The sequence below is a fragment of the Mycobacterium sp. E2327 genome (assembly GCF_001672675.1).
Lineage (GTDB): Bacteria > Actinomycetota > Actinomycetes > Mycobacteriales > Mycobacteriaceae > Mycobacterium.
In genome coordinates, this window is record NZ_LZKE01000107.1 from 12,181 (window position 1) to 27,964 (window position 15,784).

Sequence of the window (15,784 nt, forward strand, 5' to 3'; positions counted from 1 at the left end):
ACCGGTCCCCCGCTCACGCCGGCTGCACCGTCGCGGCTTCGGCAGGCTCGTGGACGTCGGGATGAAGGTCGGGAGAATACAGTTCCTCGATCTCGGCCGCGTACTTCGCCATGATCGGCTTGCGCTTGAGCTTCATCGTGAGCGTGATCTCGTCCCCGCCCGGCTCCCACACGGTGGGCAACACCCGGAAGCGCTTGATCTGCTCGACCCGAGACAGTTTGGCGTTGCCCTCGGCCACACCCGCGGCGATCTGAGCGATGACGTCAGGGTGGCTCGCCAGGGCCGCCGGAGACGATTCCGCCAGCCCGTGCTGGCTCGCGAAGGGGCCGACCGAGTCGGCGTCGAAGACCATCAGGGCGGCGTTGTACGGCCGGCCGTCGCCGATCGTGATCATCACGCCGACCATCGGGCAGGCGGCCAGGACGGTGTTCTCAATGTTGGCCGGCGACATGTTCTTTCCGGCCGCGTTGATGATCAGCTCCTTCTTGCGGTCCACCACCCGCAGATAGCCCTCGGCGTCGGCCTCGAAGATGTCGCCGGTGTGCAGCCAGCCGTCCTCGTCGATCGCCTCGGCGGTCTTGGCGGGTTCCCTGCGGTAGCCCTTCATCACCAGCGGACCGCGGACCAGCAACTCGCCGTCGTCGGCGATCTTGCCCTCCAGACCGGGCAGCAACTTGCCGACGGTGCCGAGGCGGGCTTGGCCCGGATGGCTCACGGTCGCCACGCAACTCAGCTCCGACATGCCCCAGACCTCGGCGATCGGGATGCCGATGCTGAGGAAGAAGGCCAGCGTCTCGATGGGAATCGGCGCCGCACCGGAGACCGCCCAGCGCAGTTCGCCGAAGCCGAGTCGCTCCCGCAGCTTCGACAACACCAGTTCGTCTGCCTTGGCCCACTCGGCGGCCAGCTCCTCCGACATCTCCTCGCCGGCGACCAGGGCCGCGGCGCGCCGGGCGGCCACCGACATCGCCCACTGCAGCGCCTGCCGCTTGACCTCGTCCTCCTCGTGAGTCACGGCGAATTCGATTGCGGCCTTCAGCTTTTCCCACACCCGCGGCACCGCCCCCCACACCGTCGGCCGCACGTCGGGCAGCGCGGCGGCGATGGCGCGCGCGTCCGAGACCACCGTGACCTGGGTGCCGAACACCTCCAGGCCGTAGAGCGCCATCACCCGGTCGGCGATGTGCGCCGTCGGCAGGAACGACGTGCCCCGGTCACCGAACTGGGCCGGCAGGACCGAGTTGAGGGCGAACATCTCGAACAGCAGATTGGCATGCGTCATCTCCACGCCCTTGGGGTTCCCGGTGGTCCCGGACGTGTAGATGAGGGTGGCGACGTCCTCGGGTTGCACCGCCCGCCAGGCGGATTCGAAGTCGAAGTCCGCGGGCGCGGCGGCATAGAGGTCGTCGACCGAGATGGTGCCCGGCGGCGAGCCGTCGATGCAGACGATGTGCTCGATCGACGCGCCGCTGGCGCGAATGCGGTCGACGTACTGCTCCTCGCAGATCGCAACCTTGGTGCCGGCGTTCTCGAACAGGTAGGTCAGCTGCTCGGCGGGCAGCGTGTTGTAAACCGAAAACGAAACGGCACCAACGTGTTGGGCGCCGATCTCCAACGGGTAGAACTCGATCCGGTTGGCCATCATCAGCGACACCGTGTCGCCCCGCCCCACCCCGAGCCCCACCAGGCCGGCGGCGACCTTGCGCACCTGCTCCGCGAGCTCGCGCCAGGTCAGCGTCTGGGTGCCGCCGGGAGTCCGCAGCGCGACGGCGTCCGGCTCGATCGACGCGGTGCGCTGGAACGCCTCACAGAGGGTGGCAGGGCCTTCGGTTGTCGTCATTCGGTGAGCGTACGTCGGCGGGTTGTGGCGCGGAACACATCACCGGGCATCCGGTCGCCAGAGCTGCACCGTGCTCGACGCGCCGCCCGGCAATTCGAGCAGTTCGACGGGGGTGCCGTCGGGATCGTGGATGAAGAACATCCGCACGCCGCCGATGTCGACGGGCGGCTCGGCCCGGACGTCGGGGTGCTGGCGCCGGACGGTGTCGTAGGCCGCGTCGAGATCGTCGACCCGGAACGACATGTTGGTGTAGCCCAGGTGCGGGCCACTTGGGGACCCCGGGACCGCGCCCAACGACAGCAGCTCGACCATGGCGGCGCCGATCAGCCCGCCCACCATGCGGCCCTGTTGCGCCGCCCCGCCGGTCACCGACTCCAACCCGGCCCCGGCCAGCTCGACGTCGAACACGACATCCATGCCCAGCACCGCGGTGTAGAACGCCAGGGACGCCTCGATGTCGGAGACGCCGATGCAGATGTGCGAGAAGTTCTGCACGGCGATCGGGTGGGTCATCGCTGCTCCTCAAGTTGCTAGACGGCGTAGGGCACCGACGGCGCGGTGTGAATCCCGCAGGTGCACGCGTCGATCGACGGACACGTGCAGCGCATCCCCCACTCGATGACGGCGCGCGCCCGGGCCAGCGACTCCAGCTGCGCGTCGATCTCCGCCAGCTTGGCCTCGGCCAGCGCCCGGCTGGTGGGCCGTCCGGGCGCGTCGTCGGCGAACAGCAACTGGATCTCCTCCAGCGCGAAGCCGGCCGACTTGCACAGGCGGATCACCTCGAGCCGCGCGAGCACCGAATCGTCGTAGCGGCGCTGGCCGCCCAGCCGCGCCGGCGCCGAAACCAGGCCGATCTGCTCGTAGTACCGCAGCGTCGTGGCCGCGACCCCGGACCGGCGCGCCACCTCCCCGATCGTCAGGCCTTGGGCCATCGCCGCCTCCCGAAACTCGATGCTTGACTTAGAGCTAACTCTAAGTCGTTGACTGGGAGCATGCACACTCCAGCGCTCGACGAATTGAGCCACGCCCGCTACGCCCTGCTCCGGTCCTTTCGCCGCGACGGCACCCCGGTCGACACCCCGATCTGGTTCGGCCTCGACGGCGACGCGCTGGTGTTCCGAACCAAGGTGGGGCCGAAGACCAGGCGGCTGGCGGCGCGTCGCGATGTCGAACTGGCCGCCTGCGACTACCGGGGGCGGGTGCGCCCGGGCGCCACGACGCTGGCGGGCCGAGCGACGATCCTGTCCGGCGCCGACGCCGAGCGGGCCAACCGCCTGCTGCACCGGCGCTATGGCTGGCAGTGGAACATCGTGCCGCTGATCAAGGTTCCGGGCGTGACCAACGTCCACGGGGACTTGTGTGTCGGCGAAAAGCTGCGGCGCGCCCGCGACCGTCGCGTCTGGGCCGACAGCGCCATCGTGCGGGTGGAGCTGCCATGACCGCGACCAAGGCCGGACTGCCCGACCCCGTCCGCTCCCCCACCATCCTCCAATGCTGCGGCGCGGCAACCGGACTCGTTCGCGGTCTGGTGTGGCCCCGGCGGCTGGACGGGCGGCTCATCCGCAGCATCGCCGACGCCGGATTGCCCGATCCGCGCGGCACCGTCGCGGTGACCGCGCTGCCGCAGGTGCCCCGCTCGGTGCCGACGGCCGCCATCGTTGAGGGCACGTTCCGCCCTGCGCGCGTGGAGAACTCACTGACGTCGTTCATCGTCACGCACCCGGACGCCACATTCATCGTCGACCCCGCCGTGTGCACCGACGTCGATCGGCGGGCGATCGCCCAACTGCCCGCGGTGCTGCGTGGCGTGGTCCGGCCCCCCGCGGACACCATCCCCACCGTCGCGGCATTGGCGCGGCTGCCGGAAACGCCGCGGTTGGATTTCGCCCTGCCCACCCACGCGCACTGGGATCACGTGTCGGGACTGCTGGACCTGCCCGAGCTGCCGGTGCTCTTGCACCGCAAGGAAAACGAGTGGATCGGTGCCGGCCCGGTGGCGCCCGTGGGCGGTGTCCGCGATTCGCTGCGCGATCGGACCCTCACCGAATACGACCTGGACGGTCCGGCGGTGCTGACCTTCACCGCAAGCCACGACCTCTTCGGCGACGGCTCCGTCCTGCTGGTGGACCTGGCCGGCCACACCCCGGGCAGCGTCGGGGTGCTCGCCCACACCGCCCGCGGCTGGATCCTGATCGCCGGCGACGCCGCCTGGCACCGGCTGCAGATCGAGAAGGTCCGCCAAAAGTCCAGCTACCCAGGGGCTTTGGTCGACGTGGACCGCGACCAGACCTTCCGGACGCTGCACCGGCTGCACCTGGCGCGGCACGCAGTGACGATCATCCCGACCCACGACCACCAGGCGGCGCAGCAGCTGCCGGCCTAGCAACTCGCGCGCGGAGCGCGTCTTTGCAACTACGCGTTTTGCTCCCGGAGGACCTGCGCCGCCGCCATGTGTCCTTCGAAGCCGAAGGATGATGACATCGCCCGGTAGCGCTCGGCGAAGTCGTGATGCGCGGCGTCTTCACCGCGAGCCCGCGCCAGCAATGCCCGCAACCGCAGCAGCGCAACGTCGAACAATACAAATCCGGGTTCGGTCGGCAGGGCGCCCAGCCGTTCGACCGCTCCGGCAGCCTCATCCAGATCCTCTGGCCGGCCGCGTTGCAGCAGCGTTTCCACGAAAGCGGCAGTGGCGGCCGCGTGGAACGTCGTCGGGTCGGTTGCGGAATGCGCCTCCACAACCGCCCGCAGCTGCGCTATCGCATTGTCGAGGTCACCGGCACGTGCCTGCTCCTTGGCGCGCTCGACCTTGAGCTGCTGCAGAGCCGCCTGATTGAGCCGGTCCTGTGAGCCGGTCACCTGGGATTGGGCAAGGAGATCGAAACCTTGGACGCGGTGCGCGTCGTCGAGTTGCACCAGGATGAGGCCGCGCAGAAACCTGGCCCACGCCAACGCGAATTGGTCGCCCCGCTCCTCGGCAGCGCGAAGGGCTTGTTGCGATGCGCTCAGCATCGCCGCGTCGGGAACCAGGAGCCCGTTTACTACCCCGATGCCGTAGATGTGCAGGAGCATGATCGAACGCGTACCGGGTTCGATCTCGTCACCCAGAGCGACCGCACGGTCGACCTCCTGCCGCCAATTCGGGGCGCCCCAGCACATCCGGGCGGCCGCGCGCATCATTGTGGCGATTCCCAAGGACGACCCGACGATGGTGTCCGCGTTCTGCGGATCCGCGCGGGCCTCGTCGATGATCCTGTCGGCCAAACGCACCACCTCGGCGAGCTCACCGGCCCCGAACTTCGCGGTGAGGGCACCTGGACGCAAAGTGACGGAGAGAACCGGATCGCCCAGCGAATCAAGAAGATTCACAAATTCCGTCACCATTGCCGCGGCTTGGCGGTAGCGACCGTAGGTGTTGAGTGCCATGATCTGTCCGGCCATACCCATGGCGAGCGAGGCTTTGTCATCGGCGGCGGTCGCCAGCTCGTGCAATTCGTCGAAGATGGTGTCGTCCACACGGCCGCCGAACCGCCAAGCGCTGAGGCAAAGCAGCGCGCGCGGCGCGATTTGCATTGCGGCGCGCCCCGGCTGGTCGCCCGGCAGCCGGTCGGCAACATGACACGCGCGTTGCCAGCTCATGCGCGCGGCACGGATGTCGCGTCGCGTCAACCACGTCCCGGCCCGCATGTGCCACCCGAACGCTGCCGCCAGGTCACCGGCCGCCTCCAGATGTTCGGCGATCAGCGCCGCGTTCTCGTCCGCCGATCCGGGGTCGCGCTCCGCAAGCGCTGCCGCCAGCCGCGTATGCAGCGCTGCGCGACCAGCCTTGAGCTGTGATCGATAGGCCACCGTCTGGATCAGCGGCTGGCGGAATGCGTACTCCGCGACCGGCGTGAAATTCACCTGCTCGATCAGCTGGGCGTGCACCAGGTGGTCCAACGTCGAGCAATCCGCCAGCGCAGCCAGCAGGTCGGCGCGGAAGCGGACACCGATCACTGCCGCCGCGTTCAATGTCGCTTTGGTCGCGCCGTCGAGTCGGTCGATGCGCGCGGCGATGGCTGCCTGAAGCGTGGCCGGGACGGCGACATCGGTTGATCCACTTGCGTTCAGGTATGCGCCGGGGGCGCCTTGGAGCACATTTCGATCGGTCAAGTCGCGCACGATTTCCTCGACGAAAAACGGGTTGCCGGCCGCGCGCTCGGCGATCCGCTCGACCAGCCCGGCAACCGACGGGTCGGTACCCAGCAGCTGGGCGACCAGCGCTTTGGTGTCCGAAAAACTAAGCGGCGTAAGGGAAATCCTCTGTGCGCCAGCCAGCTGACTCAGCGCGCCGGTGTACTCGGGACGATAGGTGATCAGCACCAACGAATGGGTCCGAGGGACGATGCTGATGAAGTCGGCCAACAGTGTTTCGCTGGACGGATCGATCCAGTGAGCGTCTTCGATGACATAGACGGTGGGCGCCGTGCTGGCGAGGGCCGCATCGCAGACCAGCGCCGTCAGACGCCGCCGCCGGGCGTCGGGGGCGATATCGGGCAGTTCGTCGTCGGGGTCGCGAATTCCCAGGGTGTCCTCGAGGAGCACCTGATCCGCTTGATCGGCGGCGGGCACTCTCTCGCGCAGCAGCGCCCTGGCCTGGTCGTCACTCATGTCTTCCACCCCAAACGCCGCCCGCATCAGCCGCTCCACCACCAGGAAGGGGACTTCGCCGGTGTGGGATTCGCAGTATGTCGAGAAAACCCGAATCAAACGGGGGATCGCTACGGCCACAATCTCGTCGACAACGCGGCTCTTGCCGATCCCGACGGGACCGACCACGCCCACCACACAGCCACGGCCCGCCGCCGACCGATCAAGCAACGCCGTCAAGGTGGCGAGCTCCCAAGTGCGCCCAACCAGCTTCGACACCCGCCGGCTGTAATGAAAGCGCCCCGTCCGCATGGACAGCAAGGGCCAGGCGACCACCGGGTCCTCCACGCCCTTGAGGAGAACATTTTCGGGGGTGCCAAGCGCGGCGACGTCGTCGACGAGGCGCGCGGTCGACTCGCTGAGCATGACTCCGCCGGGCGGCGCCACCGATTCCATCCGCTGGGCCATGCCGACCTGAACACCGACGGCCGTGTAATTCCACGGGTTCGAGCCGACATCGCCGGCAATAACCTCACCCGAGTTCAGCCCCACCCGCAATTGAAGGTGGATGCCGTCTCGGCGCTGCACCTGCCCGGCCAGCTCTTGCACCGCCTCCTGAATATCCAGGGCTGCCAGGCAGGAGCACAATGCGTGATCCTCCAGCGCGATCGGTGCCCCGAAAACGGCCATGATGCCGTCGCCGGTGAATTTGTCCACGGTTCCGGCGTAACGGTCAACGATCGCGGCGCAGCGGTCGAACAGGTCCGCCATGATCTCGCGCAAGCGCTCGGCACCGACGGCCTCTGCGATGTCCATCGAACCCACCACGTCGGCGAATAACACCGTCACCTGCTTGTACTCCGCGGATTGCTGCGGCGTTATCGGCGAACCGCAGCTGTCGCAGAAACGGGCCCCCTCGCGAAGTTCGATTTCGCACGTCGCGCACGTGGATGCTGCCGCCGCCATTCGGGCCCCTAGTTCTCGAGTACACCAGTACACCCACCCGATTCGCTAACAATAGGGCTTAACGGCACGAATGGCCCTAGTTGAAATGGTCGATTGCGGCGACCCGCTAAACGCCCAGGCAGCCCGGACCCAGCAGCTCCTTGAGGTCGCCCATCAGGGCCGGCGACGGCGTCACCCGCAGTGATGCGTCCAGTTCGAGCGTGGTGATCCGGTCCCCGCTGATCAGCCGCAGGTGCACCTGCGACGTCCCGGGGTGACGGGCCAGCACCTGCTTGAGCGCGCTGACCTTGTCGAAGGTGCACTGGCGCGTCGGCATGCTGACCGCCAGCGGCCGGTCCGGCTGGGCGTTGGAAAAGTCCGGCACCACAAGCTCGTTGGCGATCAGCGCGATCCGGTCGTCGCGGATCGCGACCTTGGCGTTGATCAACACCACGGCGTCGTCGACGATCTCGGCGCCGTACGTGGAGTACGCGTGCGGGAAGAACATCACCTCGATGCCACCGGTGAGGTCCTCCAATTGCGCCGAGGCCCAGGGCATTCCGTTCTTGTTGACCCGCCGGTTCACCGAAGCCAGGATGCCGCCCACCCGCACCTGGGTGTCGTTGGGGACGTCGCCGTCGAGGATCGCCGGGATCGCGGTGTCGACCTGCGCGGCCAGCAGATGCGCCACCCGGTTGAGCGGATGCCCGGACACGTACAGCCCCAGCATCTCCCGCTCGAGAGCCAGCTTGTGCTTGTCCTCCCACTCGTCGTCGGGCACCTTGATGGTGAACACCGAGTCGGTGGTGCCGGCCTCGCCGCCGCCGAACAGGTCGAACTGGCCCATCGCCTCGGCCTTCTTGGTGCCCAGCACGGAGTCGACGGCGTCGGTGTGGACCAGGAACAGGCCCTTGCGGGCGTGGCCGAGCGAATCGAACGCGCCGGCCTTGATCAGCGACTCGGTGACCTTCTTGTTGCACGCCGAGACGTCGATCTTGTTGAGGTAGTCCGAGAAGTCGGTGAACTTGCCCTTCTCGCCGCGGGTGCTGATCAGCGAGCTCACCACGTTGGCGCCCACGTTGCGCACCGCGCCCAGCCCGTAGCGGATGTCGGCGCCCACCGACGCGAAGTTCAGCCCGGACTCGTTGACGTCCGGCGGCAGCACCGTGATGCCCAGCTTGCGGCAGTCGGCGAGATAGACGGCCGCCTTGTCCTTGTCGTCGCCGACCGACGTCAGCAGCCCGGCCATGTACTCGGCCGGATAGTTGGCTTTGAGGTAGGCCGTCCAGTAGGAGACCATGCCGTAGCCCGCGGCGTGCGACTTGTTGAACGCATAGTCGGCGAACGGAAGGATGGTGTCCCACAACGCCTTGATGGCACCCGCGGAGAAGCCGTTGGCCTTCATGCCGTCGGAGAAACCCTCGAACTCCTTCTCCAGGACCTCGCGCTTCTTCTTGCCCATCGCCTTGCGCAGGATGTCGGCTCGGGCGAGCGAGTAGCTGGCCACCTTCTGCGCGATGCGCATGATCTGCTCCTGATACACGATCAGGCCGTAGGTCTCGGCGAGGATCTCGCGCAGCGGTTCCTCGAGCTCGGGGTGGATGGGTTTGATCGCCTGGCGCCCGTTCTTGCGGTCGGCGTAGTCGTTGTGGGCGTTCATGCCCATCGGGCCCGGCCGGTACAGCGCGATGACGGCGACGACGTCTTCGAAGCCGGTCGGCTGCATGCGGCGCAGCAGGTCGCGCATGGGCCCGCCGTCGAGCTGGAACACCCCGAGCGTGTCGCCGCGGCCCAGCAGCTCGTAGGTGGCCTTGTCGTCCAGCGGCACCGACTCCAGGTCGAGATCAATTCCCTTGTTGGCCTTGATATTCTCGATCGCGTCGCCGATGATCGTCAGGTTGCGCAGCCCCAGGAAGTCCATCTTCAGCAGGCCGATGGCCTCGCAGGACGGGTAGTCCCAGCCGGTGATGATGGCGCCGTCCTGCGGCCGCTTCCACAGCGGGATCGCCTCCGTCAGCGGCTCGCTGCTCATGATCACCGCGCAGGCGTGCACGCCCGCGTTACGGATCAGGCCCTCCAGGCCGCGCGCGGTCTGGTAGATGGTGCGGACGTCGGGGTCGGTTTCGATCAGGCCGCGGACCTCGGCGGCCTCCTTGTAGCGCTCGTGGTTCGGGTCGGTGATGCCCGACAGCGGGATGTCCTTGGCCATGATCGCCGGCGGCAGCGCCTTGGTGATCCGGTCCGCGATGGCGAAGCCCGGCTGGCCGTAGTGGATCCGCGCCGAATCCTTCAGCGCCGCTTTGGTTTTGATGGTGCCGAAGGTGATGACCTGGGCCACCCGGTCCGAGCCCCACTTGTCGGCGGCGTAGCGCACCATCTCACCGCGGCGACGGTCGTCGAAGTCGATGTCGATGTCGGGCATCGACGTGCGCTCGGGGTTGAGGAACCGCTCGAAGAGCAGCCCGTGCGGGATCGGGTCGATGTCGGTGATGCCCAGCGCGTAGGCCACCAGGGATCCGGCGGCCGAACCGCGGCCGGGCCCGACCCGGATGCCCACCGACCGCGCGTAGTTGATCAGGTCGGCGACGATCAGGAAGTAGGACGGGAAGCCCTTGTCGCAGATGACCCCGATCTCGTAGGCCGCCCGCTGCTCATAGCCCTCGGGCGGGCCCGCGGGAAACCGCCGGGCCAGCCCGGCGTCCACCTCGTGGCGCAGCCAGGACGCCTGGTCGTGCCCGTCGGGCACCGGGAAGACCGGCATCCGGTCGCGCGGCGCCCACACCTCCGCGTAGGACTGCACCCGCTCGGCGATCAACAGCGTCGAGTCGCAGGCGCCGGGCACCTCGTCGTCCCAGATCTGGCGCATCTCGGCGGCCGACTTCAGGTAGTAGCCGTCGCCGTCGAACTTGAAGCGGTTGGGATCCGACAGCGTCTTGCCCGTCTGCACGCACAGCAGCGCCTCGTGGTTGTGGGCGGCGTCGCGGGTGACATAGTGGCAGTCGTTGGTGGCCAGCGGGCGAATGTTGAGCGCCCGGCCGATCTCGAGCAGGCCCTCGCGGACCCGCCGCTCGATGGTCAGCCCGTGGTCCATCAGCTCGAGGAAGTAGTTGTCCGGCCCGACGATCTCGCGCCACTTGGCGGCCGACTCCAGCGCCTCGCGGTCGTGTCCCAGCCGTAGCCGCGTCTGCACCTCCCCGGACGGACAGCCGGTGGTGATGATGATGCCCTCGGCGTGTTCGGCGATCAGCTCGGCGTCCATGCGCGACCATTTGCTCAACTGACCCTCGAAGGAGGCCAGCGAGGACAGCTTGAACAGGTTGCGCAGGCCGGCGGCGTTCTCGGCCAGCATGGTCAGGTGCGTGTAGGAGCCGCTGCCGGAGACGTCGTCGGCCTTCTGGCTGGGATCGCCCCAGGTGACGCGGCGGGTGTCGAAGCGGGAACCGGGCGCGATGTACGCCTCGACACCGATGATGGGCTTGATCCCGGCCCTGGTCGCCTCGTTGTAGAACTCGCTGGCGCCAAACATGTTGCCGTGGTCGGTCATCCCGACCGCGGGCATCTGCAGCCGCTCGACCTCGGCGAGCATCGGCGCGATCTTCGCGGCACCGTCCAGCATCGAGTACTCGGTGTGGTTATGCAGGTGCACGAAGGACCCGGAAAATGAACCGCTCATAGGGACGCCAGTGTATGACCGACCACCGACGCTTCCCCGGCGTGTCGCGTCGTGTGTCTCTTACTCCGCTGTTTGGGCGGGGCGGATTTAAGGTGGCGCTATGACCCAGATTGCAGACCCGTACGCGGTGTCGTCACCGTGGTCGCCGCGAGAGGCCGAACTGCTGGCGGTGACCTTGCGGCTCTTGCAGGAGCACGGTTACGACGGGTTGACGGTGGACGCCGTGGCCAGTGAGGCCCGGGCCAGCAAGGCAACGGTGTACCGGCGCTGGCCCTCGAAGGCCGAATTGGTGTTGGCCGCCTTCATCGAGGGCATCTGCCAGATCGCGGTCCCGCCGGAAACCGGCACGTTGCGGGGCGATTTGCTGCATATCGGGGACAAGATCTGTCAGCAGGGCCCCCAGCTCGCCAGCACCATCCGCGCGGTGCTCGTGGAGGCGTCGCGCCATCCCGCCCTGGGCGATGCGTTGCAGCACCAGTTCCTCGATCAGCGCAAGGCGCTGCTGCAGCACGTGCTGCGGCGGGCGATCGACCGCGGCGAGATATCCGAGGGCGCGGTCGCCGACGAGCTGTGGGACCTGTTGCCCGGCTACCTGATATTCCGCTCGATCATCCCCGGGCAGGCACCCGACCGTCGCACGGTGCAAGCCCTGGTCGACGGCTTCATCCTGCCGGGACTCACCCGATCCGGGGGATATCAGGAAAATTGATACAAAGTGTACGGTCACGTCTCTTGTGCAGTACTGGTCAGTACCGTAGGGTCGTATCCGACGGCCACGCTCGCAAGAGCCGCGTGACCGTCGCGCCCGCGCATCGAATATCCAACGGGTGAAAGGGATTTCGATCATGTCCCTCGTCAGACGGGGATGGATTCCGCTCGTCGCGGTGCTCGTAATCGCGCTCACGGGGTTCGCCATCTACCGCCTGCACGGAATCTTCGGCTCCCACTCCAACGTCTCGGCCAACAGCGGCCTGGCCCAAGAAATCGTCCCGTTCAACCCCAAAAAGGTGGTCCTCGAGGTCTTCGGCGCGCCGGGCGCGGTGGCGACCATCAACTACCTGGATGTCAACGCTCAACCGCAGCAAGTCAAGAACGCGCCACTCCCCTGGTCGTACACCATCACCTCGACCGAGCCCGCAGTGATCGGCAACGTGGTGGCGCAAGGCACCGGGGACACCCTCGGCTGCCGGATCACCGTCAACGGTGAGGTCAAGGACGAACGCACAGTGAACCAAGTCGACGCCTATACCTTCTGCCTGGATAAGTCGGGATGAGCAACCACGAAGAGAGACGGCCCCGCGTGCCGCACATCATCCGCCGGCTCGCGCTGCCGATCCTGCTGTTCTGGATCGCGCTCGCCGCGATCACCAACATCGCGGTGCCGCAGCTGGAAGAGGTGGGAAAGACCCATAATGTGGCGCTGAACTCCCCCGACGCGCCGTCGCTGAAGGCGATCAAGCGCATCGGCCAGAAGTTTCAGGAATTCGACACCGACAGCCAGGCGATGATCGTCCTGGAAGGCGACAAGCCGCTCGGCGCGGAAGCGCACAAGTTCTACGACGCGATGATCCGCAAGCTCGAGCAGGACAAGAAGCACGTCGAGCACGTTCAAGACTTCTGGGGCGACACCCTGACCGCGGCGGGGTCGCAGAGCAACGACGGCAAGGCGGCCTATGTTCAGCTGTTCCTGGCCGGTAACCAGGGCTCGGCGCTGGCCAACGAGGGCGTCGGCGCCGTCCGCGACATTATCGAGCACATGCAGCCCCCGCCCGGCGTCAAGGTCTACGTGACCGGCGCGGCGCCGCTGATCTCCGATCAGTTCGACGTCGGCAGCAAGGGCACCGCGAAGGTCACGGCGATCACCGTCGGGGTGATCGCGGTGATGTTGCTGTTCGTCTACCGTTCCGTCTTCACGATGCTGCTCGTGCTTTTCACCGTCCTCATCGAAATGTCCGCCGCCCGGGGAATCGTCGCCTTCCTTGGCAACGCCGGCATCATCGGGTTGTCCACGTACGCGACGAACATCCTCACTTTGCTGGTGATCGCCGCCGGCACGGACTACGCGATATTTTTCGTCGGCCGCTATCAGGAGGCGCGCGGGACCGGCGAGGACAAGGAAACCGCCTACCACACCATGTACCGCGGAACGGCCCATATTGTCCTGGGCTCGGGGCTGACCGTGGCCGGCGCGGTCTTCTGTCTGAGCTTCACCCGGTTGCCCTACTTCCAAAGCCTGGGCATCCCAGCCGCTCTCGGCATCGTCGTCGCGCTCATCGCCTCGCTCACGCTGGGGCCGGCGGTGCTCACCCTGGGTGCTGCCCTGGGCGTGTTCGAGCCGAAACGCGTTATGCGGACGCGCGGTTGGCGACGGATCGGCACCGCCATCGTGCGCTGGCCCGCCCCCGTGCTCACCGCCGCGTGCGCCCTCGCCCTCGTGGGCCTGCTGGCGCTGCCCGGATACAAGACGAGCTATGACACCCGGCCGTATATGCCCGCCAGCGCCCCGGCCAACATCGGTTACACCGCGGCCGAGCGGCACTTCTCCCGCGCCCGCCTGGAGCCCGAATTGCTCATGGTCGAAACGGATCACGACATGCGCAACCCGGCCGACATGCTCATCCTGGACCGGGTGGCCAAGGCGGTGTTCCACGTCCCCGGCATCGCGCAGGTGCAGACCATCACCCGGCCGTTGGGAACCCCGCTCATTCACAGCTCGCTCGCGTTCGTGATCAGCAATCAGAGCGCCGCCCAGCAGGAAAACCTGACCTACCAACGGGATCGAGCGGACGACCTGCTCAAGCAGGCCGGCGAGCTGGCGAAGACCATCAACATCCTCAAGCAGCAGTACGCCCTGCAGCAGCAGCTGGCCGACGCCACCCACAGCGAGACGCAGAGCTTTCACGACACGGTCGACACGATCCGGGACCTGCGGGACAAGATCGCCAACTTCGACGACTTCTTCCGGCCGATTCGCAGCTATTTCTATTGGGAGAGGCATTGCTTCGACATCCCCGCCTGCTGGGCCATCCGCTCGGTCCTGGACGCGCTCGACGGCGTCGACCAGCTCACGGAGAAGTTTGAGAACCTCACGGCCACCCTGGACAAGCTCGACGCGCTGCAGCCGAAACTGGTGGCGCTGATACCGCCCCAGATCGACAGCCAGGAGACCAACCGCGAGCTGGCGCTGGCGAGCCACGCCACCCAGGCCGGCATCAACGCCCAGACGCAGGCCGCGATCGACAACGCGACGGCGCTGGGGCAGGCCTTCGACACCGCGAAGAACGACGACAGCTTCTACCTGCCCCCCGAGGTGTTCAACAACCCCGACTTCAAACGGGGGCTCAAGCTGTTCCTCTCCCCCGACGGCCAGGCGGCCCGGATGATCGTCACCCATGACGGCGATCCCGCGACGCCGCAAGGCATCTCACACATCGACCCGATCGTCAACGCCGCGCACGAGGCCCTGAAGGGCACCCCGATGGCCGACGCCAAGATCTATGTCGGCGGCACGGCGGCCACGTATAAGGACATCAAAGAGGGCGCCAACTACGACCTGCTGATCGTGGGATTCGCCGCGCTGGCCCTCATCCTGCTGATCATGATGATCATCACGCGCAGCCTCATCGCCGCGCTCGTCATCGTCGGGACGGTGGCCCTGTCGCTGGGGGCCTCGTTCGGGCTGTCGGTGCTGGTGTGGCAGTACCTGTTCGGCATCAAGCTGTATTGGGTCGTGCTGGCGCTGGCGGTGATCCTGCTCTTGGCGGTCGGATCCGACTACAACCTGCTGCTGATCTCCCGGTTCAAGGAGGAGATCCACGCCGGTCTCAAGACCGGCATCATTCGCTCGATGGCCGGTTCCGGTTCGGTGGTCACCTCGGCCGGGCTGGTCTTCGCGGTCACCATGTGCGCGTTCGTGTTCAGCGGTTTTCAGGTGCTCGGCCAAATCGGGACGACCATCGGCCTTGGTTTGTTGTTCGACACGCTGATCGTGCGTTCCTTCATGACGCCCTCCGTCGCAACGCTTCTCGGGCGCTGGTTCTGGTGGCCCCAACGGGTGCGCCCGCGCCCGGCCAGCACGATGCTGCAGCCGTATGGGTCGCGCGCCTCGGTGCGTCAGTTGCTGCTGTGGGACGACGACGACACCGCGGTGATGCCTACCCGTACAGATCGACAAACTGCTTCAGCGACTTCTGCACGTCTCCCTTGACCGCGCGGGCCGCGGCCGAGCCCACCGGGCCGAACAACGCGCGCCCGCCCAGCTCGAGACGCAGGCCCAGGGTCGACCCGCCGTCGGCGGGCCGCACGGAGAGCGTGACGGCGTATTTCGCCCCGCCCTTGCCCGATCCCGACATCGCCACCTCGTGCGGCGGGTCCCACTTGGTCACCGTCCAGGTCACCCGGTTGCGCAGGCCCTTGGAACGCGCGACGCCGACGATCTGGGTGCCCTCGGTGATCTCGTCTGGCAGCTCGCTGCGCCAGCCCTCGTGAAGCACCAGCCATTCCCCCAGCTCCGACGGGTCCGAGACGTGGTCCCACATCACCTGCGGGGCCATCGGCATGTCGGCGGTCATCTCAACGGCGGCCACTAATCAAACGTAGCTGCCGGCACAGTGTGAGCCCACGGCTTTCCGTGTGAGCCCATGGCGCGGATGTCGCGGTTTAGTCGCCGTGGACTCACACACAGCGCCCAAGATTCACAC

Annotated in this window: 11 protein-coding genes; 5 read left to right on the forward strand and 6 right to left on the reverse strand. The window is 67.2% G+C overall.

Annotated features, from left to right (window positions below; all coding sequences use genetic code 11):
• Positions 1-13: 13 nt before the first annotated feature.
• The 3 genes from fadD11 to A5712_RS12400 are packed head-to-tail and all read right to left on the reverse strand — an operon-like array spanning position 14 to position 2,772.
• On the reverse strand, positions 14-1,840 hold the full coding sequence (gene fadD11, locus A5712_RS12390) for a fatty acid--CoA ligase FadD11 (protein WP_068104939.1): 1,827 nt from the start codon (positions 1,838-1,840) through the stop codon (positions 14-16).
• A 39-nt stretch (positions 1,841-1,879) separates the two neighbouring features.
• Positions 1,880-2,353 carry a VOC family protein gene (locus tag A5712_RS12395; RefSeq protein ID WP_068104942.1) on the reverse strand — a complete coding sequence of 158 codons (474 nt, stop codon included), beginning with the start codon at positions 2,351-2,353 and terminating at the stop codon, positions 1,880-1,882.
• Between the two features lie 17 nt (positions 2,354-2,370).
• Entirely contained in the window at positions 2,371-2,772 is a 402-nt protein-coding gene (locus tag A5712_RS12400; RefSeq protein ID WP_068104944.1) for a helix-turn-helix domain-containing protein, read from the reverse strand.
• A 60-nt stretch (positions 2,773-2,832) separates the two neighbouring features.
• On the opposite strand from A5712_RS12400, the gene A5712_RS12405 reads away from it, so the two are divergent.
• Positions 2,833-3,279 (forward strand): PPOX class F420-dependent oxidoreductase, encoded by a 447-nt coding sequence (locus A5712_RS12405; protein WP_068104946.1) that lies wholly within the window; start codon positions 2,833-2,835, stop codon positions 3,277-3,279.
• Positions 3,276-4,223, forward strand: coding sequence for an MBL fold metallo-hydrolase (locus A5712_RS12410; protein ID WP_068104949.1), 948 nt, complete (start codon positions 3,276-3,278; stop codon positions 4,221-4,223). Before A5712_RS12405 ends, A5712_RS12410 begins: the two co-directional genes overlap by 4 nt.
• Before the next feature lie 29 nt (positions 4,224-4,252).
• Here A5712_RS12410 and A5712_RS12415 read toward each other — a convergent pair whose 3' ends face one another.
• Complete coding sequence (locus A5712_RS12415; protein ID WP_068104951.1) at positions 4,253-7,432, reverse strand: adenylate/guanylate cyclase domain-containing protein; 3,180 nt, start codon at positions 7,430-7,432, stop codon at positions 4,253-4,255.
• A 106-nt stretch (positions 7,433-7,538) separates the two neighbouring features.
• A complete protein-coding gene (gene dnaE / locus A5712_RS12420; protein WP_068104953.1) occupies positions 7,539-11,084 on the reverse strand; it encodes a DNA polymerase III subunit alpha in 3,546 nt (1,181 codons plus the stop codon).
• A gap of 100 nt (positions 11,085-11,184) precedes the next feature.
• Between dnaE and A5712_RS12425 the strand changes: the two genes are divergently transcribed.
• The 3 genes from A5712_RS12425 to A5712_RS12435 all read left to right on the forward strand — a co-directional run bounded on the left by A5712_RS12425 (position 11,185) and on the right by A5712_RS12435 (position 15,291).
• A complete protein-coding gene (locus A5712_RS12425) occupies positions 11,185-11,793 on the forward strand; it encodes a TetR/AcrR family transcriptional regulator (protein WP_068104955.1) in 609 nt (202 codons plus the stop codon).
• Positions 11,794-11,929: 136 nt separating this feature from the next.
• Positions 11,930-12,358, forward strand: a complete 429-nt coding sequence (locus tag A5712_RS12430) for an MmpS family transport accessory protein (protein WP_255404405.1) — start codon at positions 11,930-11,932, stop codon at positions 12,356-12,358.
• Positions 12,355-15,291, forward strand: coding sequence for an RND family transporter (locus A5712_RS12435; protein ID WP_068104958.1), 2,937 nt, complete (start codon positions 12,355-12,357; stop codon positions 15,289-15,291). Before A5712_RS12430 ends, A5712_RS12435 begins: the two co-directional genes overlap by 4 nt.
• On the opposite strand, the gene A5712_RS12440 is transcribed toward A5712_RS12435, so the two are convergent.
• Positions 15,239-15,670, reverse strand: a complete 432-nt coding sequence (locus A5712_RS12440; RefSeq protein ID WP_068104961.1) for an SRPBCC family protein — start codon at positions 15,668-15,670, stop codon at positions 15,239-15,241. The two genes, A5712_RS12435 and A5712_RS12440, sit on opposite strands and share 53 nt — an antisense overlap.
• Between the last annotated feature and the right edge of the window lie 114 nt (positions 15,671-15,784).

Excerpts from the sequence above, each read along its gene's own strand:
- A5712_RS12400 (WP_068104944.1), bottom strand. The coding sequence starts at position 2,772 with ATGGCCCAAGGCCTGACGATCGGGGAGGTGGCGCGCCGGTCCGGGGTC.
- A5712_RS12405 (WP_068104946.1), top strand. The coding sequence starts at position 2,833 with ATGCACACTCCAGCGCTCGACGAATTGAGCCACGCCCGCTACGCCCTG.
- A5712_RS12435 (WP_068104958.1), top strand. The coding sequence starts at position 12,355 with ATGAGCAACCACGAAGAGAGACGGCCCCGCGTGCCGCACATCATCCGC.
- A5712_RS12425 (WP_068104955.1), top strand. The coding sequence starts at position 11,185 with ATGACCCAGATTGCAGACCCGTACGCGGTGTCGTCACCGTGGTCGCCG.
- A5712_RS12410 (WP_068104949.1), top strand. The coding sequence starts at position 3,276 with ATGACCGCGACCAAGGCCGGACTGCCCGACCCCGTCCGCTCCCCCACC.
- A5712_RS12395 (WP_068104942.1), bottom strand. The coding sequence starts at position 2,353 with ATGACCCACCCGATCGCCGTGCAGAACTTCTCGCACATCTGCATCGGC.
- fadD11 (WP_068104939.1), bottom strand. The coding sequence starts at position 1,840 with ATGACGACAACCGAAGGCCCTGCCACCCTCTGTGAGGCGTTCCAGCGC.
- dnaE (WP_068104953.1), bottom strand. The coding sequence starts at position 11,084 with ATGAGCGGTTCATTTTCCGGGTCCTTCGTGCACCTGCATAACCACACC.
- A5712_RS12430 (WP_255404405.1), top strand. The coding sequence starts at position 11,930 with ATGTCCCTCGTCAGACGGGGATGGATTCCGCTCGTCGCGGTGCTCGTA.
- A5712_RS12415 (WP_068104951.1), bottom strand. The coding sequence starts at position 7,432 with ATGGCGGCGGCAGCATCCACGTGCGCGACGTGCGAAATCGAACTTCGC.